We start from the raw sequence: 23,441 nt of genomic DNA, 5'->3' as shown, positions 1-23,441 counted from the left end.
ACTTACCCCCATTATTCATTAAAGGCTGCCGGCTCTGCTGTTACAGGAACAGATTCGGTTTGCTGATTACCAGACAGGCTTTTATAGCCCCTTAGGAAAGGCATGAATCCTGCGACAATGATAAGCAGTGCCCCTGATATCGCTGTTCCATACAAAACACCGATTTCTTTCGATAACCATCCGCCAAACAAAATTCCAATGATCGACGAAGTACTGGCTGTAATCCCCAGTAATGAGGAGCCCCTGCCTCTAAAAGCGGATGGAGTTATTTTTAAAAAGATGCTGCTTAACGGAACATTTAAAAAGGCATTCAGGACTCCTGTCATTATACTCCAAATATAGACAGGAAGGATGCCATAAAGTAATTGGAGCGTATCAAGTGGAATGATTACCACCATCAAAACACCAATTGCGGCAGTACCCAGTAGAAAAATCGTACTTGGATTAAATTTCTTAAGAGCATAGGGAGCGGCAATACTAGCGCCAAAAATAACACCAACCGCCGACGCAGCTTCGATAAAACCAAAATGAAAGGCAGAAACATGAAACTCATTAGTGAGGACGGCGATCAGATTGGTATTCAATATTCCGCAGACAAGGGTAATCGGCATCAGCAGGATGAGCAGGAATCGTAAGGCCGGCAAACCGACGACCTCTTTCACACCCGAGCCAATCGAACTGAAGTAAGATTCAGAAGATCGAGCGGCTGCCAATTTATTCTTACCAAGATTTCGTAACGAGAGGATGAACAGAGCTGAAACGGCAAAGGTCGCCGAATCAATCGCAAAAATAAAATTGTAATTGTTTGTCATCATTAACAGTGCGCCAAATGAAGGACCAATGATATCCATTGCCGCCCTTGTCGATTGTGACAGTGAAATCGCCTGCTGGATATTGTCTTCTCCAACAAGGTCAGGTATCGATGAGGAACGAGCCGGATCAAATAGAGCGGAACCAAGACCTTGGAATGCAATTAAGATAATCAGCGCCGCGGCCGAGTGATGGAAGGGAATCATTAAGCAGACAATCACCATCCGGTAGAAATCGGCCCCGACCATGAGCCATTTTCGGTTATATTTATCCGCTAACGGACCTAGAAAGATCCCAAAGAAAGCCGTTGGGAGAAGCTGAGCGAAAATAACCAGACCAATGGCCAGCGGGTCCTTCGTTAAGGTCGCGACTAAGTAGACAATCGCAATTCTTGTAAATCCATCCCCTAATTGTGAAATGATTTGCCCGAGCCAGAACCGCAGGTAGTTCTGGTTTTTAAGAATTCTAAACATAATGATCATCCTTCCGATAAAATAAATTTATTCGTTAAAATTAATTTTAATGATTAAATTTATTTTAACAGGGAGTTCCACAAATGTAAATAATGGAAATCACCCTTTTTAAAAAAGATCGGAGACCAGATTATGAAAAAGGAATAATTTCCATTCAATAAGCAGACTTTAAAACTGACATACACTTTTGAATAGGGGTGTAGGGAAGTGATTATGGCGATAAAAAAAGAGCGGCGATACATTCTCTTCGCTTTCATTGTTCTAGCGGTCTATCTTTCTCCACTTTTTATTCTGCAGGAAAATGCCCATATCCGGGTTCATGATAATTTGGATTCAAACTTGGCGTGGTATAAGGTGTTAGCGCGAAGCGGGGAAATGTTCGGCGGCGTAAATGGAGTAATACCGCAAATTATTAATGGGCAGCTGTCGAGGAATGCCTTTGGGACTGAATATAGCCTGATTGTATGGTTATATGCTCTCTTTCCGACAATGATTGCCTATGGCCTAAGCCAGACAATTACTAGAATTGCTGCCTTTGTCGGCATGTATTTATTGTTGAAAAAACATTTGCTTCCTGGTGAGCGGTGGCTGCCCTTGCAAATAGGCAGCGCGCTTGCGTTTGCCTTAACACCATTTTGGCCGTCAGGAATGCTGAGTACATTAGGGATACCACTCGCACTTTGGGCATTTCTTAATATTCGAAATGACGGTGGAACGTGGAAGGATTATCTGGTGCTAACCTTGCTGCCGTTATACGCAAGTATTGTTTTAGGCTTTTTCTTCTTCTTAAGTGCAATGGGGATTTTTTGGCTGACGGATTTTCTCCGGGGAAAGGGCTGGAATCTTCGCTTTTTGTTTTCGATTGCTTATATGTCATTTATTTTTATGATAGTGGAATATCGCTTAGTTTTTTCCTTTCTTTATAAGGGAGAGCCCAATAGCCGCGATGAATATTTTCACGCGCAGCTCCCTTTTTGGAGCGCTGTTCGGCTTTTTGTCAAAAATTATCTGCTGGGGCACACCCATGTAATGACTGTTCATAGCTTATTTATCCTTCCTGCCACCTTCATTGCCATCTATTTAGTTTATTCAAAAAGGCTGTGGAAGCAGGAAAAGTGGTTTGTGTTTTTATTTGGCTTAAATCTTGTCTTGTCGCTTTGGTATGCCTTTTGGTTTTATGAGGGCTGGCTCCCGTTAACTAAAAGGTTTCATTTCATGGATACCTTTAATTTTGCCCGCTATCACTTCCTAAGACCGCTTGTGATCTATACAAGCTTTGCTCTCGCGTTAAAAATTATTTCACTTCAAGGAATAAGCTGGGCGAAAATGGCAAAATGGGTTATCGTCATGCAAATTCTTTTTTTAGGGTTGTTTAATGACGAAATTATTTATCGGCAAAAGCCGAATGTTAAAGAATTTTTCGCTGAGGAAATGTTTCATGAAATAAAAAATCATATTGGCTTGAAGCAGGAGGAATATCGAATTGCCAGTATCGGAATTCACCCGGCGATCTCCCAATATAACGGCTTTTACACACTGGATACCTACAATAATTTTTATCCATTAAGCTATAAACATCAATTTAGGAAAATAATTGAAAAAGAACTTGCAGAAAATAAAACCATTCGCAACTATTTCGATCAATGGGGCGGACGCTGCTATATTTTCACAGCACAGCTTGGAAAGCGGTATATGATCAAAAAGGATTCCAAACGCCATTTAAAAAAATTGCAATTGAATACAGATGTATTTAAAGAAATGGGCGGCCGCTATATTTTTTCGGCGATCCCAATCGATAATGCCGCGGAAAATAGCATCAAGCTCGATAAAATATTCGAATCAAAAACGTCTGCCTGGAAAATTTACTTATATAAGACTTTGTAGACATCGGAGGTTTTGAACAGATGATGGAACCAGTCCTAACCATTGTAGTGCCATGCTTTAACGAGGAAGAGGTATTATCGGAGACGATAGATCAGCTGCAGCAGCTGCTGAAGGAGCTGATTAATGAAACACTGGTTTCAAAACAAAGTAAGATTTTGTTTGTCGATGATGGAAGTAAAGACCGCACATGGGAAATAATTTATAAAGAGGGATTACGGAATGAATTTGTCCGCGGAGTAAAATTGGCGGGTAATGTCGGGCACCAGAATGCCTTACTCGCCGGGCTGTTTGCAGCCAAGGAGCTTTCGGATTGTGTCATTTCCATTGATGCTGATTTGCAGGATGATATTCAGGTTATCCGCGAATTTATTTTAAAATTCCACGAAGGCTGTGAAATTGTTTACGGTGTCAGGAAAGGGCGGGCGACGGATACGTTCTTTAAACGGAGTACTGCACAGGGCTTTTATAAAATGATGCAAAGTCTTGGTGTTAATCTTGTCTATAATCATGCTGATTTCAGGTTAATGAGTAAAAGGGCTGTCCAAGAGTTGGCAAGGTTCAAGGAGGTTAACCTTTTCTTAAGAGGGATTGTTCCACTGCTCGGCTTTCGCTCCGATGTCGTTTATTATGATCGGTTAGAGAGACAAGCTGGTCAAACGAAATATCCTTTAAAAAAAATGCTCGCCTTTGCCTTTGATGGAATTACTTCCTTTTCTGTTTCACCAATCCGCTTTGTCTTAGTCATTGGACTCGTTTCGTTTATTATGAGCCTTGTCTTTGGCGGCTACTTTTTAACGCTTAAATTTTTGGGAAACACCGAGACAGGCTGGACGTCGCTGATCACTTCCATTTGGCTTATCGGCGGTCTCCAGTTAATTGCGATTGGCTTGATTGGGGAGTATGTCGGAAAAATTTATAAAGAGACAAAGCAGCGTCCAAAATACATTGTTGATATTGATTCCTTTAATTTGCCCTTGCCAAGACGCCATTTGCTTCAGCAAACAGGGGAAAATGAGATTTTGGACAAAGGAATTTTGTCATCGAAAAGATAAATTTAGTGGAAAGAGTTTTCTTTAAAAAGAGAAACTCTTTTTTATTGTCGTACAACTTTCCCTGCCCGAATAAATATGAGGAGACAGGCTTTTTCTTTGACTGGGGGGAGTACTTTGAACGTTTTTTTAAGCTATATATTGTTAGGATTGTCACTGGCGGCACCAATTGGACCGATTAATGCGGCGCAAATTGATCGGGGAATCAGACATGGCTTCATGCACTCATGGTTGATTGGAGTAGGGGCTGTTGTAGCGGATGGCGTGTATATGCTTGTTGTTTACATAGGGGTTGTCCAATTTCTGGAAACCTCATTTATGCAAACCTTTCTCTGGTTTTTTGGTTGTTTTGTTTTAATGTACACTGGGATTGAAACGTTTATGAATGCCGGGAAGATCCAGCTAGAGTATACAAGAAGCAGTGAACCGCTGATAAAATCGTTTTTTTCCGGCTTCTTGATGTCAATTTCCAATCCATTAACGATTCTGTTTTGGTTAGGAATTTACGGCTCCGTGCTTGCAAAGACTGCTGCCGCCTATGAAAGCAGCCAATTAATCCTCTACAGCAGCGCTATTTTTATCGGGCTTTTGCTATGGGATATTGCCATGGCCAGTGTGGCCAGCAGTTTTCGAAAATATTTAACCTCCAATTTACTCGTTGTTATTTCCTTCTTGTCCAGTCTTTCGTTGATTGGCTTTGGAATATACTTCGGGATCCAGGCCTTTAATAACCTATTTGGGTAATAAGAGGGGCTGTCCAAAAAGTCAGGTAACTGACCTTTGTTAGCCCCCTCTTCTTTTAGTTATTGGCTGGTTCAATAGGTCTGTTGATTTCCGCTCCAGGCGTTCCATCGATTTGCTTATCGAAATTCTCTCTTCTTAAAAGGGCTCGTTCAAAAAGGTTGAGGAAAAAGCCCCAACCCTCTAAATTTTGATAGTAGCGATCATTCTCGTCCAGTTGCTCCTGGAGACTTATCCGTAATATCCTGATTGTTATATTCCGGGTCATTAAGTCCCGGCTTTTGATTTTTGCTGCCACCTAAATATTCGGCCCGATGTGCTTGCTGAACTTTATTAAATTTTTCAAAGTCTAGATTTACCACGTAATCTCCCCTTTTCTTATTTCTTCTCTTAAGATACACACCTTAGCAAATCTTATTCGGTCTGCCTGGCAATTAGCAGATAGGTTTTTGGTGGAATTAAATTTTTAGTACATAATCAAGGGCGAAACAAATGACAATAGAAAGGTACACTAAAAAAATCAAAAATAAAGGACGATATAGATTTTCGGGTCAAATGAACAATTTGATGAAAGGGGAGTAACACATGCTATCGACACAGCAACTTGCTGAGTTACGGTTACAATTATTGCAGGAAAAGAGTGAAGTAGAAGAATATCTCAAACAAAATGATCACTTTGGATTAGAGCGCGGCCATGCCCATGAGTCGGTGGGGGAGTTATCGAGCTATGATAATCACCCTGCAGATGAGGGAACCGAACTATATGAACGTGAAAAAGATATCGCTTTAAATGAGCATTATCAATCACAGCTGACCAATGTCAATAGAGCCTTAGAGGCAATGGAAGAAGGCAGGTACGGGAAATGTGAAGTGTGTGGAAAGGAGATTCCGTTAGAGCGATTAGAGGCACTGCCAAATACCACATTTTGTATTGAGCATAGCCAGGATCAAATCACTTCACACCAGCGCCCTGTTGAGGAAGAGGTGTTGGCGCCTCCATTTGGAAAATTTGATATGGATGATAGAAAAGAAAATGTAAGCTTTGATTCCGAGGATTCCTGGCAAACTGTTGCAGCATGGGGTACGTCTGATACACCATCAGATTTAGCTTTCCCCCAGGATGATTACAATGATATTTATACGGAAGCGGATGAAAATATTGGCTATGTCGAGGACTATGAAAACTTTGTTGGCAATGACATGTATGGAAATGACATCAAGGTTTATCCCAATCCCCAGCATGAACATTATGAAGATGCCCTCGATGAAGAAGGAATTATGACAAGTTTTGGGGATTTGCCGGCATATGAACATGACGCATATGTTGATGATGACAAATGAAAATAAAAAAAGAAAACAGCTTTCGAGCGAGAGCTGTTTTCTCTAATTTTCTACCCTTCGGAAGAACCATTGTCAGAACTGATATCGCCTTCCATGTATGAATCACTTACTTGTTCATGTGTGGTCGCAAGTCCAGAGGAAAGAGGATCAATTTTTTGATAATCGCTTGCTTGATAGGTGCGTCCGGCCAGTTCGGTATTTTCGGTCGAATTCTTTTTTTCCAAAATAAACACTCCTTTTTATTGTTGGTACATCGGTATTTTCTTCTTTTTTCAAAAATTTTACTCAAAAAAATTAAGGGGTTAAATAAAATGAAACAAAAAGACAAATTTCCATCACGCGAAGAATTAGATCAAGCCTTTCATTTCCTGCATGACCAAATTAACAAGATTTCCGTTGTCGAAGAAGTGGAAATGATAAAAAAGGACATAGACGGGTTTAAAGAATAAACGCTTCAAGATAAGTTTGCCTGAGGCTAACTTATCTTGAAGCGGGCAAAACTTTTTCTCTGGACCCATATAGGTCAGGTTTGTTATGATTTCTAGGTGGATTCTTAGGGGTGGATAATGTTGGGAATGAGAGAAACGAGAGAAACGATAGCCAAAAAGGTAGCCTGGATAAGCGTAATTAGCAATATTATTCTTACTTTAGGAAAAATCATTATTGGCAGGTATGGAAATAGTGACGCTGTGTTTGCAGACGGAATCCATTCGGCGGCAGATGTGTTTGCATCTGTTATTGTTTTGTTGGTGATAAAAATTTCTGATAAGCCAGCAGATAAAGAACATCCATATGGCCATGGAAAGGCCGAGGTCATTGTTTCTGAAATTATCGGTTTCTTGCTGCTGCTTGTGTCCATTTATGTAGCTTACGAAGGGATCAGCGGTTTCTTTCAAAAAGTGGAATCACCAAGCTTTTTGGCTATGTGGGTCGCGCTCTTTTCATTTATTACAAAAATCATTTTATACCGCAGTTCATTAAAAGTGGCAAAACAGAATCATAGCAAGGCGATTGAAGCGATTGCCTTTGATCATAAGGCAGATATTGTCGCCTCGATTGCGGCCGCGATTGGTGTACTCTTGTCGATTGTGGGTGAACGATTCGATATCCATTTCCTGCTTTACGGGGATAAGGCTGCGAGTATTTTTGTTGCCTATTTAATTTTTAAAATTGCGAAGGAAATGTTAACAGAGGCATTTGATATCTTACTCGAGCGTAATATAGACGGAGTAATCATTCAGGAATACATGACCATCATTTCCGAATTTCCCGAGGTAAAGCGGATTGACCGCATTCGCGCACGTGAACATGGCCATTATGTACTAGTTGATTTACGAATTTCCATCGACCACTTCAAAACAATCAAGCAGGGGCATGATCTGGCAAAATCAATTAAAGGGAAACTGATGGAAAACAATGATAACATTAGAGAGGTATTAATTCATTTAAACCCCTATTTTCCGGAAGATAAATAATTTATAAAAACTCCTTTGTACTTTATGGAGTTTCGGTTTATGATAGGGTAGGATAAAAAAGTTAAAGGGAGTTGATATTTTTGAGTTATTCCATGGACCCGGACCCCAAGAGGCGAGGGGAAGTCAATGTCTTTGAATGGATTGAATTGAATATCTTAAATATCAACTCTGGAAAAGGTTGTTGGCTTCCTCAAACAAAGTGAGTGAGGAGGTTTTCGCATGCTGGAGATTTACAAAAGCACGGAAGCAAAGGTTTTAGAAAAAGTTGATGTTATCACTAAAGGCTGCTGGGTCAATATATATGCACCGACAGCAGAAGAAATTGCCAGGGTCTCAAATGATGCCCAGGTCGATATCGATATTATTAAAGATGCCCTCGATGATGAGGAACGCCCGAGAATCGAACGGGATGACGGCCGGGTCTATATCATCGTTGACTTCCCTTATATCATCCATGATGAAACTGGTTTTGCCGGTTATGAGACGATTCCAATTGGTATCATCCTAACTGATGAATGCATCATTACCGTTTCCTTAAAAGATTCACCGATCTTAGAAGAATTTAGGAAAAACAGAGTGAAGGAGTTCTTTACCTTTAAAAAGACACGTTTTGCCCTGCAAATTCTTTTTGTCATTTCTTCTTATTATCTTCGTTATTTAAAACAAATTAACAAGAAAACAAATGAAATCGAACGGGTTGTTCACCAATCCTTAAAAAATAAAGAACTATTTGCGTTTCTAGCTTTAGAAAAGAGTTTGGTTTACTTTACCACCTCATTAAAATCAAATAAAGTCGTCCTCGATAAAATTTTGCGCTTTAGTTATTTAAAAATGTATGAAGAAGACAAGGACTTATTAGAAGACGTGATTATTGAAAAAACACAGGCAATTGAAATGGCCGAAACGTACCGCTCCATTTTAACAGGGATGATGAATGCCTTCGCATCGATTATTTCGAATAACCTAAACATTGTCATGAAATTTTTAACTTCGATTACGATCATTTTGTCATTTCCAACGATGGTGTTCAGTCTTTACGGAATGAACGTGGACTTACCGTTTCAAAATAATCCACATGCCTTTATTATTACGTTATTAATTTGTAGTATATTATCGGCGGTAACCGCCTTTGTTTTTTGGAAAAAGAAATATTTCTAGACTGCCAGCCTAAAAAACCCGCCTCTTTTATTAAAGGGGCGGGTTTCATATTATTGCAGCGGCATTGCTTTATATAATTTTTTTAAAAAAATCTAGCTAAATTTTAATAAACATAAAAATTTTCCCAAGTTTTTGATGCTATTAAATTGTAATCTTATCTACTATTGCCGTCTCGATAAGTAATAAAATATGGAGAAATATTCTGAATAAATTGTAAATAGTGAATCTAATATAGTAAAATGGTAAGAAACGAGAGGGGCTTGGTTGCATTATGGAATTCGGTGCCCTGATTAAATTCTATCGAACGCAAAGAGGAATGACACAGACGGAGCTGGCAAAAGGAATATGCTCTGTCCCGCATTTAAGTAAGATTGAAAACAACTCAAAAGAAGCCAATGAGGCCACGGTTTCCCTGCTACTAAGCCGATTACATATAAACTTTAAGGAAATCGAGGAAAAAGAGGAATTAATCCAGAATTTATTACAGCAACTTGGAGAAAAGATTAATTTTTATTTAAAAGATAAGGCAGATGAGGTCTATCAAAAGCTGCAAGAAATAGAGGATATTATTCCTTTTTCCACTTATATTCATTTATATGAACTATATAAATATCGGTATCTATTATTTAAAGGATTATTGGACGAGGCAGAGTGGCAAAAGGATTTATTATTTAAACAAAAGAAAAATTTTTCCCAACATGAAGAGTATTTATTTTCTTACTTTAATGCTGTATGTTTAATTATTAAGGGACACTATAAAGCAGCTGACGAAATACTTGAGGCTTTATATAATGATCCGAGCAATGAAAGGTCAAATGCCGATTTTTTTTATCATCGTGCTTTTGTGAAAGGCTCGCTTGAGCAGTCTGGGCATGCGATTCATTTTGGCAAAGTGGCCCTCCAGTTATTTATGAATGAGCATAACTTCTTCCGAATTCTTCATACACTAATGATGTTAGGAATTAACTACACCCACTCTAATATATATGAAGAAGCAGAAGATAGCTTTAGGCATTTGATTCGTAATGCCGAATTGTTAAATGAGGAAAAGCTTCTTCCGCAAATTTATCACAATATGGGCTATCTGCAGAATAAAAGGAATAAACCGAAGGACGCCCTGGATTATTATGAAAAAAGCTTAGCGCTTCAACCAATCAAAAATCAGCATTATCTTGTGACTTTATATTCTATTGGTGAAATCCAATATTCACTGAATGAAGTAGCCAAAGCGAAAGAGAGTTTGCAAGTAGTCAGTTCTTTGGCGAAGGAGCTTGGAGTAAAAAAATACCGATTGCTGGCAGATTTTTATCTGTTCCATATAATCTCTCCTGATAAAGCATTTAAATATTTAGAAGCAAAAGTAATTCCCCATTTGGAAGGGACGAAAGAGCATAATAACGACCTAACCCGTTTTTACAAAATGCTTTCAGATTTTTATCGCCAACAAGGAAGCTATTTGGAAGCAGTTAACTATTTAAATAAAATAATTTGAGGAGGAGTTTAAATGAAAAAAGCTATAATTGTATTATTTTCACTTGCCTTGCTTGTATGTGCAGCACCGGTAAATGATGCAAATCCAGTTAAAGTTGCAGATTCTACTCAAAAAGATCACCCTATTTATCCTCCAGTTTAATATGCTCGTACTTTTCAGCCTCCTGAATCATTAGGGGGTTTTTTTCATTTAAAAAGGGTATCCTACCAATATGTGTTTAAAAATTTCGGAAGAGGACTGAGGAGGATATCATGAAATCATTTGTTGTTGGTTTTCATCAAGAAGATAATGTTGATAGCATGCAGATTCAAAAACTAAATCAAGAGGAATTTGAAAAGGCAACCGCAGGCGGTACAAGGCATTTATTTGAGCTCGACACAAACATAGGCTTCTTTGTCTTTTTCGATGCTGCAGACATTGATGGGGATCTCTCCTATATGGTGCTGCAATACGAAGAGGAAAGTGAAGAACCTGTTGCCTGCTACTCGTTCCAGCTGAAGGACTTCTACGAATTCATGGCACTTTTCTTAAATGATCTCGAATTTAATGAAGAAACGGATGAAGAGGAAGAAGAATACGGTCCAATTCATCACCTTGCACACCTATTGTTCCATATTGTTGAAGAGGGAAAGGATCTTGAGGTATAGATAGTGGGGAAAATAGCTGATTTTGTGCAAAGATGGGAAAGGACACCGATTATGGCGTCCTTTTTTCGCTTTTATTAGTAAATTTTACAGCTGAAATTATGTTATTTTAATTTTATCGGCGAATTTTGAGTGTCTATCGGCGAATTTGCTGTTTCAATCGGCGAATATTTTTATTCTATCAGCGATTGAAAATTACCGATAATATCCACTCCCCAAAATAAAAACAAGCACCTCATTCAAGGTGCTTGTTTCATTAGTTCTTTGCTGGCTGCTTCTTCACTACGACTCGGGTTTTCCCCATGAAGAAAATCGTCACTGCTGCAAGTGCAATCGGAATCAACGCAACCATGAAGGTATGGGTAATTGAATCGGACATCGCATGAACAATTTTGGATAAGATGAAATCAGGAATCTTCGCACGCTCACTAGCTTGGAAAATCTCACGCGGATCGCCCATTTTAAAATTACCTGCGCCTTGCATGCCGGCAAATGCTGCTTTCAATTTATCCTGAAAAATATTACCCTGAATCGTACCGAATATCGTTATGCCAAGTGTCATCCCAAATGAACGAAGGAACGAGTTGGTTGAGTTTGCGGTTCCGCGATACTGCGGCTCCAAATTATGAATCGAAGCAGTCGGAAGTAAAGAAAAGGAAAAACCTACCCCAAATCCAACAAGAATCATATAAATGGTCAAAAGATAGCGGGCAGTATCAACCGTCATACTGCCAAGGAAAAACATCCCCAACACGTAGGAAACAATTGAAATCAACATCAGGTTTCGGTAAGAAGTTTTCGTTAAGAAAATCCCGCCAACGGAACTTCCAGCGACAGAGCCTAGCATCATTGGTGTCAAAATTAATCCTGCATTTTTGGCGGTGCCGCCGTATACTCCTTGAACGAATATCGGGATAAACACGGTTAAAATAATAAATGTACCACCATATAGAAAAGCTAGAATTTGCGAGGTCGCAAACAGCCTTCTCCTAAAAAGCCAAAGCGGTAAAATAGGTTCCTCCGCCTTTAACTCAGCAATGAAAAAGGCAACGAAAAAGACAAGAAAGCTTGAAAATAAGCTGACAATTTGAATCGATTTCCATGCATATTCCTTACCGCCTAGCTCAAGAGCAAACATTAAACTTACAACAGAAATAACAAGTGTAATCGCCCCAATCCAGTCAATTTTTTGCTTGGAGTGGCTAAGAGACTCATGATAAAAACGACTGATTAAAATAAATGAAATAATTCCAATCGGAACATTTACATAGAAAATCCAATGCCAGCTAATATAATCCGTAATGTAGGCCCCTAATAGCGGTCCTAATACACTGGACGCGCCGAATACAGCTCCAAGTAAGCCAGTCATCTTCCCCCGCTTTTCCGGAGGAAAAATATCAAACACAATCGTAAAGGCGATTGGCATAAGAGCACCGCCGCCAATCCCCTGAATCGCCCGGTAAATACTTAATTGAATAATACTTTGGGCAATGCCGCATAAAGCAGAACCAACGAGGAACACGATTAATCCAAAAATAAAAAAGCGTTTTCGACCGTACATATCTGAGAGCTTCCCGAAAATTGGCATCCCCGCCATAACGGCCACCATATAGGCTGAAGTTACCCAAATAAATTTGTCAAAGCCTCCAAGGTCGGAAACGATGGTTCCCATCGCCGTCGCGACAATCGTGTTATCCATGGCCGACATTAAAATCGCCAAGAGGATACCGGCAACTACGAGCTTAAGATTACTGTCTTTTTTGATCATAAATTGTCTCCTTTGTAGATCATGTAATGTTAGTACTGGAAAAAATAAGTCCAATATTCCTCACTTACATTTTCAAAAAATGGTAATAAAGATAATGCAATTTTAAAAGGAAGGAGTAACCTTGTCAACGAATAAAAAAAGAGACCCTTTTTGAGTCCCTTCATTGTTATTCAAGTATCTATTTTTTCAACATATCGTGGTCAACATATCGTTCGCCGTTTAGCTCGCTAATTAGGTTGATGGCAACCTTTGCCCCATCTCCGGCTGTAATAATCGTGTGCATGCTAACACCGGCGATAGTTCCGGCAGCCCAGATGCCATCAATATTCGTTTTTCCAGCCGCATCGACATCAAGAATCGTTTTAATTCTTGGTTCAGTACCAGGCTTGGTTGTTAAGCCGATTTTTTCAGCAAGGTCAGCCATCATCCCGGTTGCGATAATGACATGACTAGCTTCAAATTCCGATTGATCAGTTTCTACTTTAAATCCATTGTCAGTTTTACTTACGTTTGTAACAGTTGCTGTTACAATTTCTGCACCAAATTTGCTTGCTTGTTGTTTACCCGTTTCCACAAGGTCTTGGCCAGTGATTTCTGCAACACCATAATGATTTTCAATCCAAGCTCTTTTGGTAACGCTTTTATCATTATCAATGACTAATGTTTTCTTACCAGCTTTCGCTGTAAATAACGCTGCACTTGCTCCAGTAGGTCCAGCTCCTATGATTACAACATCATACATTTCAAAACCTCCCAAATTTTCAGTTAACAGTATTATCCTAACGCAACAAATGAGCTATGTAAAATAAACTGCTCGTTTTAAGATATTGGGAAAACGAAATGGTTTAGAAATAAAAAAGAACCATCATTTCCGTCCTGGGATTGATGGTTCTTGTGTTTAAATTGGTACAAGTGGTCTTTTTTCGTCTTAGTTGTTCGCGTGCGCATGTCTGAAAAAACAAATTCACTTCGCTTTACTTCCGGATTCATTTTTCCTTCGCGCGTAAGTCTTTCTCTTAACTTTTTGGCTTTAGATTTCGCCATAAAAATCACTCCTCCATGTTGGTTACAATCCATTATATAACATTTGGAGGAGGTTTGTTTAGTTGATTTTTAAATTTCCTGTACTTTCGATGATTGTTGAGTATCTAATTTTGCTGAAGCGTTTTTCTTTTTCGTATGAAGGAAGTAAAAGAGAACCACTCCAATCAGGACATAGAACGAACAATAGAAATATAAAGAACTATATTCCATTTTTGCGGCAATCACGCCCACTAAAAACGATCCCAAAGCAATCCCTGTATCATAGATGGATAAAAAGGTAGCTGTCGCTAAACCTCTTTTTCTAGGTTCAGCATTTTGAATCGCAATCGTTTGGAAGGTTGGAAATAGAGTACCCCAGCCCAATCCAATCAAACCGGCAGACAGAAGAAATGTCACCACACCGCCGCTTTGGCTTAATATAAACATCCCAATTGCAAAAAGCACCAGGCATGGATAGGAAATCACGTTTGGACCAAACTGATCGAGCCATTTGCCGGTAAACGGTCTGGAAAGTAACAGCACAATCGCATAGACTACGAAGAATAGACTTGAAACACTTGCCAAGTGAATTTCATTTGCATAGATCGAAACAAAGGAAAGCAGGGCAGAATAGACGATAGCCAGGAAGCTGCCCACTACTGCAATCGGAACGGCAGATGCTTCAAAAAGGTTTCGGAATGAGAAGGATGAAAGGACTTCGATCTGATTTGGCTGTACCGTTTTCGTCAGCTTGACACTTAGGCCGGTAATCAAGGAACCAACCGCGACAATAACACTTAGGATAAATAAAACTTTTGGGCCCCACTGTTGAATAGCCAACAATCCGACAAATGGACCCATAACCATCGCCATATTGGTCGACATGACAAAGTAGCCCATTCCTTCACCCCGGCGAGATGCGGGAATGAGATCTGCGACAATCGTACCTACCGCTGTTGTCGCCATACCAAACCCAATCCCGTGTAATAGACGAACAACAAGAAAACCGGTAATTGTTGTTGGGAAAAAGTAAAAGAGTGAAGCAGCAGCGAAAATAATCAGCGCCGTTAATAGTACCTTTTTATTCCCGGCCCGTTCCATCCATTGTCCAGCAAGCGGGCGTGAGACGATGGCAGAAAGCAAAAATACTGTTGTCATTAGTCCTGCTTGTGACGCACTGCTATGTAATTCATCCAGCGCATAAGATGGAAGTGTGACAAGCAGGATATAAAAAGTCAAAAATAGAAAAAAGTTACTTAAAGAAACACTGATAAAATCTTTGGTCCATAGTTTAGGTTTATTCATATGATGCACTCCTTTTTATAGAAGCTGTTGTAACCAGCTTTTTTGTAATTTGGAAAGCTCCTCCTGTGATGCTGATGGGAAATGTTTAAGTAATCCTTGGTTGACTTCATTCACAGCATTTTCCCATTCTGGATAAAGCTTTAAAGCTTCTTGAGTTAATTGAACATGTTTCTCGCGTTTATCTATGCCTGGAACTTGTTTTACATATCCTTGTTTGACAAGCCGCTGGATGGTACGGGTCATTGGCGGTGCTTCGACAAATAGGTAATCACAAAGTTCCTTTTGGGTAAGTGAACCCCTATTATTTAGAACAAAGATAACTGCCCACTGGGCATTAAATAATCCAAATGGTTTCAAGGCTTCATTGAGTTTATTGGTAAGCTGTCGTGAAAGTTGGTGCAGTGTATGGAATAATTCGTGGCTATTCATTAGGGATTGATTTCACTCCAATAATTCAAATTAATTACCTAGGTAACTATATTCTTTTTTATATTAATTGTCAAGGAATGTTCACATTGGATGGTTTTTGCGTGAAGAACCAGTTTGGCGGAATCCTCGTCCGGTTTGGCGGAAATCCCATCCATGTTGACAGAAATCCCCAAAATAAAACAAAAATTCCGCGGAGGACAACCTAAATCCGCGGAATTACTTCAAAACCTTATCTCAACACATTAAAATATCTTGCTTCCGGATGGGCAAACACCATTGCAGAAACAGACGCTTCCGGTTCCATCATACAACCGTCAGTTAACTGCACACCGATATCTTCTGGCTGAAGCAACTTGAACAATTTCCTTTGATCCTCTAAATCAGGGCATGCCGGATAGCCAAACGAAAACCGCTGTCCTTGATAATGAGCTGCAAAACGATCCTGCATCGTAAAATCAAGCGGATCCGGGAATCCCCAGCGGTCGCGCATCTGTCGGTGAATTAACTCCGCGAAGCCTTCTGCAGTCTCCAAAGCCAGAGATTGAAGAGCATGACATTCAAGGAAACGTCCCTCTGCCTTCAATTGGTCAGCTTTTTCACGAATTCCTCTCCCAGCTGTTACGTTAAAAAAGCCAACATAATCCATAGTGCCGCTGTCAACCGATTTTATAAAATCAGCTAAACAAAGATATGGTGCTGACCCCTGGCGCGGGAAATCAAATGTTTCAATAATATTGACCGGGTTTTCCGGGTCATAAATAATTACCTTGTTCCCATCCGATTGTGCTGGGAAAAAACGATAAACAGCCGCCGGAGTAATCCAGTTGTTCAAGCTGGCGTCTGCAAGTAATTGATCAACCACATCTTTTACCATTAACGCCTTTTCGTCCTTCTCAGCAATCAATTTCGCAATTTTCCCTTTTACGCCCAGATGATGCCCGATCAGCATCTGCATATTGATATACGGTTCAATATGAGACAGCGAATACGATTTTAGAATATGTCTTTTCGTATCCATTGGCGTAAAGACTGGTACTTCGGTTGAAACAGAAGGCTTTACTTTCACCGCGACTGACACGGCAGAACGGCTTGGCAATTCAAGTGGAACGCTAATTGCAGCCAGCTTTTCTTGTTTTTCATCGAGCAGCTTTTGATGTTCCTCGGGTGACTGTAGCTGGTTGGCAAGCGACAGTCCTGTCATCGCATCCTTTGCATAAAGAACGAGCCCTTCGTATTCTTTGGCGATTTTTGTATCTGTGAATTTTCGGGAAAGGGCAGCACCACCGACTAAAATCGGCAATGAGATTCCTGCTTCTTTCATATCCTGGGCGGTTAACACCATCTGCTGCGCCGATTTCACCAGCAGACCAGATAACCCAACAAAATCCGGTTTTTCCTCACGAATGGCTTGAACCAGCTCGGTAGGAGTGACCTTAATTCCTAAATCATGAACATCGTAGCCATTATTGCTAAGAATAATGTCAACTAAGTTTTTCCCGATATCATGAACATCGCCTTTGACGGTTGCTAAAATAACTTTTCCTTTAGAAGCGGAGACATCGCCTTTCTCCATATGCGGCTCTAAATGAGATACTGCCGCTTTCATTACCTCAGCACTTTGTAAAACTTCAGCAACAATTAATTGGTTATCATTAAAAAGTCTGCCGACTTCCTTCATTCCATTCATTAACGGGCCATTAATAATATCCAACGGGGCAGGATAGCTTTCAAGGGCTAGATTTAAATCTGGCAGCAAGCCTTCTTTCGTACCTTCGACCACATAATAGGCTAGGCGCTCTTCTAAGCTCATATCCGGAACTGTTACCTTTGATTCCTTCTTTTTGCCCCGATAAAATTCAGTAAAGGTCGCGAGCGTTTCATCCGTCGTATCAAAAAGCAGTGAATCCGCCAATTGAACTTCTTCCTTGGAAATAGAAGCAAACCGCTCCAGTTTTTCCGTATTAACTATCGCATAATCAAGCCCAGCCAAAGTGCAGTGGTAGAGATACACGGAGTTGAGAATTTCTCTGCCAACAGGCGGAAGTCCAAAGGATACATTACTTACACCGAGAATCGTCTGTACGCCCGGAAGCTGCTCTTTGATTAACCTGATTCCTTCAACAGTCGCTTTGGCAGAACCGATATATTGGGCATCACCCGTGCCAACTGGAAAAACAAGCGGGTCAAAAATTAAATCCTGTGGTTTAAGGCCATATTTATTTACTAACAGGTCATGGGAACGTTTAGCTATTGCCAGTTTCCGCTCGGCCGTAACGCCCATTCCTTCTTCATCGATGGTTCCAACGACGACAGCAGCACCATAGCGGTGAATCAAAGGTACAACCGCTTCAAATCGTTCCTCCCCGTCTTCAAGGTTAATCGAATTGATAATTGCCTTTCCCTGCGAATATTTAAGTGCCCGTTCAATGACTTTTTCATCTGTTGAATCAATCACCAAGGGAACCTTAATTTTCTTAACCACTTCTTTGATGAAATTTTCCATATCAACGATTTCCTCACGGTCCGGATCCGCGAGGCAAAGGTCAATCACATGCGCACCGCCTTTTACCTGTGCCCGTGCAATTTCCGCTGCTTCTTCAAATTTCCCTTCCGTGATTAACCGTTTGAATTTGCGTGAACCAATCACATTCGTCCGTTCCCCAACCAAAATGGGTCTTAATGTCGGGTCATCATAAACGAACGGTTCAATGCCGGAAACCATATGAACACTGGATTGCAGCACTTCCCTCGGATGATAATTCTTCATCGCCTCAGCAATCGCCCGAATATGTTCAGGTGTTGTCCCGCAGCAGCCGCCAACAATATTCAGCCAGCCATGAGCCGCAAAGTCAGCCAGCTTTTTCGCCAGTGTTTCTGGTGTTTCATGATAGTGGCCTTCTTCATCCGGCAATCCGGCATTCGGATAACAGCTGACCGCAACAGACGCAAGACCTGCAAGTGACCGGACATGATCCTGCATAAATTCAGGACCAGTTGCGCAATTCAACCCAACCGCAACCGGATTCATATGCTCAACCGAAATATAAAATGATTCAATCGTTTGTCCCGCAAGTGTCGTCCCCATTGGTTCGATAGTTCCCGAAATAAACAGCGGCAATGTTTTGCCTGTTTTTTCAAAGGCCCTTTGCATCCCGACAAAGCCCGCTTTCACATTTAGCATGTCTTGGCTCGTTTCAAGCAACAGTAAATCGACTCCACCGTCAATTAAACCGATAGCCTGTTCCTCGTAAGAAGCGGCAAGGGCATCAAAGGTTGTACCACCAGTAACACTTAAGGTTTTCGTCGTCGGCCCCATTGATCCTGCCACATAGCGGGGCCAAGCATCGGTAGAAATCTTCACCGCCTCTCTGACAGCAATCATTGCGGCAATTTTATTAATTTCATAAGCTTTAAATCCCAGCTCATAGTCATCAAGGACAATGCTTGTTGCCCCGAACGTATTCGTCTCAATAATATCGGCGCCGGCTTCAAGGTATTCGCGATGAATTCCGGCAATAACTGATGGGGCCGTTAAATTCAGGTTTTCATTACAGCCTTCATACTGTTCTCCGCCAAAATCCGAAGCACTAAGATTGGCCTGTTGAATCATTGTTCCCATTGCCCCGTCCATGACGAGGATGCGTTTTTTTAGCTGCTCATTAAATGGTGTTTTCGGCATAGATGTTCCCCCTTAATTCTTCAGCACGCTGCCGGGCATAGATAGCGAGTTCGGCAGTCAGTTCATAGCGTAAAAATGGTGTAATTAAATAAATCCCGTTAAATAAATCCAATGCCGCATCAATGAGTGACTTAGTAATGTCAATTCCTTCTCGAGCAGCTTGAATCGGGTTGCTGTTCAGCGCAGCCATCCGTTCCCGAATCGAATCAGCGATTTTGATTCCAGGTACTTCATTATGAAGGAACTCAGCATTTTTACTATTCAAAAGCGGCATTAAGCCAATATAAATAGGTGCATCAAGATGTTTCGTATTTTCATAGATTTCGACTAACTTCTCTTCTGAAAAAACAGGCTGGGAGATAAAGTAATCGGCCCCAAAATGAATTTTCTTCTCTAATCGCTTCACTGCTTTCTCTAAAGAACGGACATTTGGGTTGAAGGCAGCGGCAATGCTAAAATCTGTCTTTTGCCCGAGATCTTTTCCGGAAAAAGACAGCCCTTCATTTAATTGCTTAATCATTTGAATCAGCTCAAATGAGGACACGTCGTAAACAGAGGAGGCACCCGGAAAATCGCCTACCCGAGCCGGGTCGCCGGTAATCGCGAGAACGTCATTCAACCCAAGTGTGTGCAGCCCCATTAAATGCGATTGCAAGCCAATGATATTACGGTCGCGGCAGGCAATATGGATTAGCGGCCGCATCGCTAATTCCTGTTTTACTAAGTAGCCCAATGATTCATTTGAAATCCTTACGGTCGCAAGCGAATTATCCGCAAGTGTTATCGAATCAATTCCAGCTTCTTTTAAGGCTTTAGCCCCTTCGAAAAATTTCGTCGTATCCAGCTTTCTTGGTGGATCTAATTCAACGATCACTGATGGTCTCTGTTTGACAATTTCCTGAAGGGGAGCGAACTCCCTTTTTACAGCAGAAGGTTCAACCACAATTTTCTTTGGTTTCAATTTTACTACCTTTTCAGTAACCGGAACACTATTCTTTAGTTCTTCAGCAAATGCCCTGATGTGCTCCGGCGTTGTGCCGCAGCAACCGCCGAGAAGGCGAACGCCTTCCTTTCGAAAGCTTTGCGCAGATTGGCGGAAATAATCGGCATCTCCCTCATAATGAAACTTCCCGTCTGTGTAAGCTGGCAGACTGGCATTAGGATAGGCGGATAGAAAGGCATGCTTCGGGAGTTCAATCTGCTCAAGCGCGAGCAGCATATGGTGCGGTCCAAGCCGGCAATTGAGTCCAATGACATCGGCGCCAAGGGCTTCCAGTCTCGTTATTGCCTCGTTAACGGGCGTTTGATTTTGTAAAATTCCAGGCTCTTGAAGGGAGACCTGGGCAATGATGGGCAGCTTCGTTTCTTTCCGGGCAATCGTAAGAATCGTTTCAAGCTCTTCAAGGTCGTAAAAGGTTTCTAGTAACAACCCATCGACCCCTTCGAGCAAAAGACAATATAATTGTTCACGGAAGCTTCGCTTTAATTCCTCAATCGACACAGAGTCAGGCTTAACGCCGCGATTCCCGCCAACTGTCCCAAGCACATAGGCATTATTTTGGGCTGCCTTTTTGGCGTTACGAACTGCGGCACTGTTAATTTCCTTCACCGAATCCTCGAGACCATAGCGCTGAAGCTTTAAATAATTGGCCGCATACGTATTGGTTTGAATAACGTCTGCACCGGCATCAATATAAGCCTTATGAACATTTTGGATTTGCCCAGGCTGAGAAAGATTCAGTTCCTCAAAGCAACAGTCAGTACCGTACGAATACAGGAGCGTCCCCATCGCTCCATCCGCAATCAAGATTTGTTTGTTTAATTTTTCTAAAAAACTCATTGTAATTCTCCTTGCTGTAACACCAATTGTTTATCATAAACAAATTCTAGTGCCTGGGAAAAATCCTTAATCAGATCGTCAGAATTTTCAAGGCCAACTGATAAACGAATCAGACTGTTTTTAATTCCGCGCTTTTCTCTTTCTGCTTGCGGCATTGCTGCATGTGACATCTTAGCCGGATAAGATAAAATCGACTCCACCGCACCAAGGCTGACAGCAAAGACAGGTATTTTTACGTTAGCAAGGAAGGTTCGAAGTGCATCTTCGTTAGCCAATTCAAAGGATAAGACGGCTCCGGGCCCACCAGCTTGCTCTTTCTGAATTTGATATTGTGGATGACGGGCAAGGCCTGGATAATATACTTTTTCAACAAGCGGATGTGCATCTAAGAATTCTGCCAGTTTAAGAGCTGATTTTTGCGATTGCTCCAAGCGAACGTGAAGCGTCTTTAACCCTCTTAAGACGAGCCAGGCATCTTGAACACCAAGAATAGCCCCGAACCCGTTTTGTAAAAAGCCTAATCGACTAGCCAATTCTTCGTCCTTTACGACGGCAAGTCCTGCTACCACATCACTATGCCCTGATAAAAATTTAGTCGCACTATGAAGGACAACATCGACGCCTAACGCCAATGGTTTTTGCAGGGCAGGGGTGAGGAAGGTATTATCGAGATAAGTGATCGCATCGATTTCCTTCGCTAACTCACAAATGGCCCTAATGTCTGTGACTTTCATTAATGGGTTAGAGGGTGTCTCCATATAAAAGGCTTTTGTATTTGGTTGAATCGCCTGCTTTACTGCATCTAAATCCGTCATATCGACAAATGTATGGTCAATTCCTAACCGGGGAAGGACTTGTGCAACCATCCGGAAGGTTCCGCCATAGACATCTTCCGTAATGACAATATGGTCTCCTGCGGAAAGCAGGAGGAATGCCGTCGAAATCGCGGCCATCCCTGATGAAAAGGCAAATCCTTTTAGTCCGCCCTCGAGTTCCGCAATCACATCCTCAAGCGCCTCTCTTGTCGGATTTAAACTGCGGCCATAATCGTACTTGCCAAACTGATCGAAATCAGATTGGTGGAAAGTAGAGGCATGTTGGATTGGTACACTTACAGCCCCTGTAGCTGGATCGACTTTGTGCTGATTATGAAGGAGTTTTGTTTGAAAGCTATATTCGACGCGAGCCATTAGGCAATCACTCCTTCTGTAATTTTAGCTAAAGCTTGCTCTAGATCTTGAATTAAATCACCGGCATCTTCAATTCCAACAGAAAAACGTAATAAACAATTGTCGACACCTTGCTGCAGGCGAATTTCTTCTGGAATATCCGCATGGGTTTGTGTCGCTGGATAGGTAATTAAACTCTCCGTGCCGCCAAGGCTTTCAGCAAAAGTAATTAGAGCTATATTTTGAAGGAATGGATTTACCCATGCTTCTTCTTGCAATCGGAAGGACACCATTCCGCCTTTACCAGGGTAGAGAACATCTGCAATACTTTCATGTTTGGAAAGGTATTCGACAATCGCCTTTGCATTTTTCTCATGGCGTTCCATCCGCAGCGCCAACGTTTTCATTCCGCGCATTAACACCCAAGCATCAAACGGACTTAACACACCGCCGGCACCGTTATGATGAAGGGCTAATCCTTCACAAATGTCTTTTCCCTTGGCAACGATAAGTCCTGCCAGCACATCATTATGGCCTCCTAAATACTTAGTCGCGCTATGGATGACAATATCGGCTCCTAGCAGGATTGGCTGCTGCAATAATGGAGTATAAAATGTGTTGTCAACAATCAGTAACGCACCGTGTCTCTTAGCAATTTCTGAGATCGCGGCAATATCTGCTTGCTGCATCAGGGGATTTGTGGGAGTCTCCAGAAAGATGGCTTTTGTTGAAGGAGTAATCCTGCGTTCGACCTCTTCCGGACAACACGTATTTACATATTGCGTTTTTAAGCCCCACTTCTTAAATCCTTGTTCTAACAAGCGATAGGTACCCCCATATAAATCTTCGCTCACTAACCATTCATCACCAGATTGGAACAATGAAAGCACTGTGAAAATGGCCGCCATACCAGAGCTGCAGGCAAATCCTTGGTCACCGTGTTCTAAATCAGCAATTGCCTTTTCAAGAATTTGTCTTGTGGGGTTTCCAGTACGAATATAGTCAAAGCCGGTTGATTGCCCAATTCCTGCGTGTCGGTAAGCCGTTGAAAAATAAATCGGCGGATTCACCGTTCCAGTCACTGTCTCACTGCGATTTCCAATTTGCGCCAGTTTCGTTTCGATTTTGTACATGCTGCACACTCCTTTAATGATGGGAATG

Annotated in this window: 22 protein-coding genes; 10 read left to right on the top strand and 12 right to left on the bottom strand. The window is 41.3% G+C overall.

Annotation, left to right across the window (positions count from 1 at the left end; genetic code table 11):
- Positions 1-11: 11 nt before the first annotated feature.
- Complete coding sequence (locus tag ACFVSW_RS06625; protein ID WP_387313765.1) at positions 12-1,283, bottom strand: MFS transporter; 1,272 nt, start codon at positions 1,281-1,283, stop codon at positions 12-14.
- Between the two features lie 213 nt (positions 1,284-1,496).
- Here ACFVSW_RS06625 and ACFVSW_RS06620 point away from each other — a divergent pair, with 213 nt between their 5' ends.
- The 3 genes from ACFVSW_RS06620 to ACFVSW_RS06610 all read left to right on the top strand — a co-directional run bounded on the left by ACFVSW_RS06620 (position 1,497) and on the right by ACFVSW_RS06610 (position 4,960).
- Complete coding sequence (locus ACFVSW_RS06620; RefSeq protein ID WP_387314114.1) at positions 1,497-3,167, top strand: DUF6044 family protein; 1,671 nt, start codon at positions 1,497-1,499, stop codon at positions 3,165-3,167.
- A 20-nt stretch (positions 3,168-3,187) separates the two neighbouring features.
- On the top strand, positions 3,188-4,219 hold the full coding sequence (locus ACFVSW_RS06615; protein ID WP_387313763.1) for a glycosyltransferase: 1,032 nt from the start codon (positions 3,188-3,190) through the stop codon (positions 4,217-4,219).
- Between the two features lie 114 nt (positions 4,220-4,333).
- Positions 4,334-4,960, top strand: coding sequence for a LysE family transporter (locus tag ACFVSW_RS06610; RefSeq protein ID WP_387313761.1), 627 nt, complete (start codon positions 4,334-4,336; stop codon positions 4,958-4,960).
- Positions 4,961-5,160: 200 nt separating this feature from the next.
- Here ACFVSW_RS06610 and ACFVSW_RS06605 read toward each other — a convergent pair whose 3' ends face one another.
- Positions 5,161-5,319, bottom strand: coding sequence for a hypothetical protein (locus tag ACFVSW_RS06605; protein ID WP_387313758.1), 159 nt, complete (start codon positions 5,317-5,319; stop codon positions 5,161-5,163).
- A gap of 223 nt (positions 5,320-5,542) precedes the next feature.
- Between ACFVSW_RS06605 and ACFVSW_RS06600 the strand changes: the two genes are divergently transcribed.
- A complete protein-coding gene (locus tag ACFVSW_RS06600; RefSeq protein ID WP_387313756.1) occupies positions 5,543-6,298 on the top strand; it encodes a TraR/DksA C4-type zinc finger protein in 756 nt (251 codons plus the stop codon).
- Between the two features lie 50 nt (positions 6,299-6,348).
- On the opposite strand, the gene ACFVSW_RS06595 is transcribed toward ACFVSW_RS06600, so the two are convergent.
- On the bottom strand, positions 6,349-6,522 hold the full coding sequence (locus ACFVSW_RS06595) for a YozQ family protein (RefSeq protein WP_387313754.1): 174 nt from the start codon (positions 6,520-6,522) through the stop codon (positions 6,349-6,351).
- Positions 6,523-6,609: 87 nt separating this feature from the next.
- Here ACFVSW_RS06595 and ACFVSW_RS06590 point away from each other — a divergent pair, with 87 nt between their 5' ends.
- From ACFVSW_RS06590 to ACFVSW_RS06565, 6 genes are all read left to right on the top strand, one after another.
- Positions 6,610-6,747, top strand: a complete 138-nt coding sequence (locus tag ACFVSW_RS06590; protein ID WP_387313751.1) for a hypothetical protein — start codon at positions 6,610-6,612, stop codon at positions 6,745-6,747.
- 126 nt (positions 6,748-6,873) lie between these two features.
- A complete protein-coding gene (locus ACFVSW_RS06585) occupies positions 6,874-7,773 on the top strand; it encodes a cation diffusion facilitator family transporter (protein WP_387313749.1) in 900 nt (299 codons plus the stop codon).
- A 219-nt stretch (positions 7,774-7,992) separates the two neighbouring features.
- Entirely contained in the window at positions 7,993-8,931 is a 939-nt protein-coding gene (locus ACFVSW_RS06580; RefSeq protein WP_387313746.1) for a magnesium transporter CorA family protein, read from the top strand.
- Between the two features lie 271 nt (positions 8,932-9,202).
- Positions 9,203-10,423, top strand: a complete 1,221-nt coding sequence (locus ACFVSW_RS06575; protein WP_387313745.1) for a helix-turn-helix domain-containing protein — start codon at positions 9,203-9,205, stop codon at positions 10,421-10,423.
- A 12-nt stretch (positions 10,424-10,435) separates the two neighbouring features.
- Positions 10,436-10,564, top strand: coding sequence for a hypothetical protein (locus ACFVSW_RS06570; RefSeq protein ID WP_387313743.1), 129 nt, complete (start codon positions 10,436-10,438; stop codon positions 10,562-10,564).
- A gap of 110 nt (positions 10,565-10,674) precedes the next feature.
- Positions 10,675-11,070, top strand: a complete 396-nt coding sequence (locus ACFVSW_RS06565) for a hypothetical protein (protein WP_024029616.1) — start codon at positions 10,675-10,677, stop codon at positions 11,068-11,070.
- Between the two features lie 253 nt (positions 11,071-11,323).
- Here ACFVSW_RS06565 and ACFVSW_RS06560 read toward each other — a convergent pair whose 3' ends face one another.
- The 9 genes from ACFVSW_RS06560 to ACFVSW_RS06520 all read right to left on the bottom strand — a co-directional run bounded on the left by ACFVSW_RS06560 (position 11,324) and on the right by ACFVSW_RS06520 (position 23,413).
- Positions 11,324-12,835: an MDR family MFS transporter gene (locus ACFVSW_RS06560; RefSeq protein WP_387313740.1), complete on the bottom strand. Its 1,512-nt coding sequence runs from the start codon at positions 12,833-12,835 to the stop codon at positions 11,324-11,326.
- Between the two features lie 178 nt (positions 12,836-13,013).
- The gene (locus tag ACFVSW_RS06555) at positions 13,014-13,577 is read right to left on the bottom strand and encodes an NAD(P)/FAD-dependent oxidoreductase (protein WP_387313737.1); all 564 of its coding nucleotides are present in this window, start codon (positions 13,575-13,577) and stop codon (positions 13,014-13,016) included.
- 77 nt (positions 13,578-13,654) lie between these two features.
- Complete coding sequence (locus ACFVSW_RS06550) at positions 13,655-13,879, bottom strand: hypothetical protein (RefSeq protein ID WP_387313736.1); 225 nt, start codon at positions 13,877-13,879, stop codon at positions 13,655-13,657.
- A 69-nt stretch (positions 13,880-13,948) separates the two neighbouring features.
- Positions 13,949-15,163: an MFS transporter gene (locus ACFVSW_RS06545; RefSeq protein WP_387313733.1), complete on the bottom strand. Its 1,215-nt coding sequence runs from the start codon at positions 15,161-15,163 to the stop codon at positions 13,949-13,951.
- A gap of 15 nt (positions 15,164-15,178) precedes the next feature.
- Complete coding sequence (locus ACFVSW_RS06540) at positions 15,179-15,592, bottom strand: MarR family winged helix-turn-helix transcriptional regulator (RefSeq protein ID WP_387313730.1); 414 nt, start codon at positions 15,590-15,592, stop codon at positions 15,179-15,181.
- A gap of 229 nt (positions 15,593-15,821) precedes the next feature.
- Complete coding sequence (metH, locus tag ACFVSW_RS06535) at positions 15,822-19,271, bottom strand: methionine synthase (RefSeq protein WP_387313729.1); 3,450 nt, start codon at positions 19,269-19,271, stop codon at positions 15,822-15,824.
- The gene (locus tag ACFVSW_RS06530; protein WP_387313726.1) at positions 19,252-21,111 is read right to left on the bottom strand and encodes a bifunctional homocysteine S-methyltransferase/methylenetetrahydrofolate reductase; all 1,860 of its coding nucleotides are present in this window, start codon (positions 21,109-21,111) and stop codon (positions 19,252-19,254) included. Before ACFVSW_RS06530 ends, metH begins: the two co-directional genes overlap by 20 nt.
- Entirely contained in the window at positions 21,108-22,301 is a 1,194-nt protein-coding gene (gene metC / locus ACFVSW_RS06525; RefSeq protein WP_387313724.1) for a cystathionine beta-lyase, read from the bottom strand. Before metC ends, ACFVSW_RS06530 begins: the two co-directional genes overlap by 4 nt.
- Positions 22,301-23,413: a methionine biosynthesis PLP-dependent protein gene (locus ACFVSW_RS06520; RefSeq protein ID WP_387313721.1), complete on the bottom strand. Its 1,113-nt coding sequence runs from the start codon at positions 23,411-23,413 to the stop codon at positions 22,301-22,303. The genes metC and ACFVSW_RS06520 overlap by 1 nt, the downstream gene beginning before the upstream one ends.
- Between the last annotated feature and the right edge of the window lie 28 nt (positions 23,414-23,441).

It is taken from the genome of Neobacillus sp. NPDC058068 (assembly GCF_042885335.1).
Lineage (GTDB): Bacteria > Bacillota > Bacilli > Bacillales > Cytobacillaceae > Neobacillus.
The sequence above is the reverse complement of the archived record's forward strand: the minus strand, read 5'-3'. Positions and strand labels throughout refer to the sequence as shown.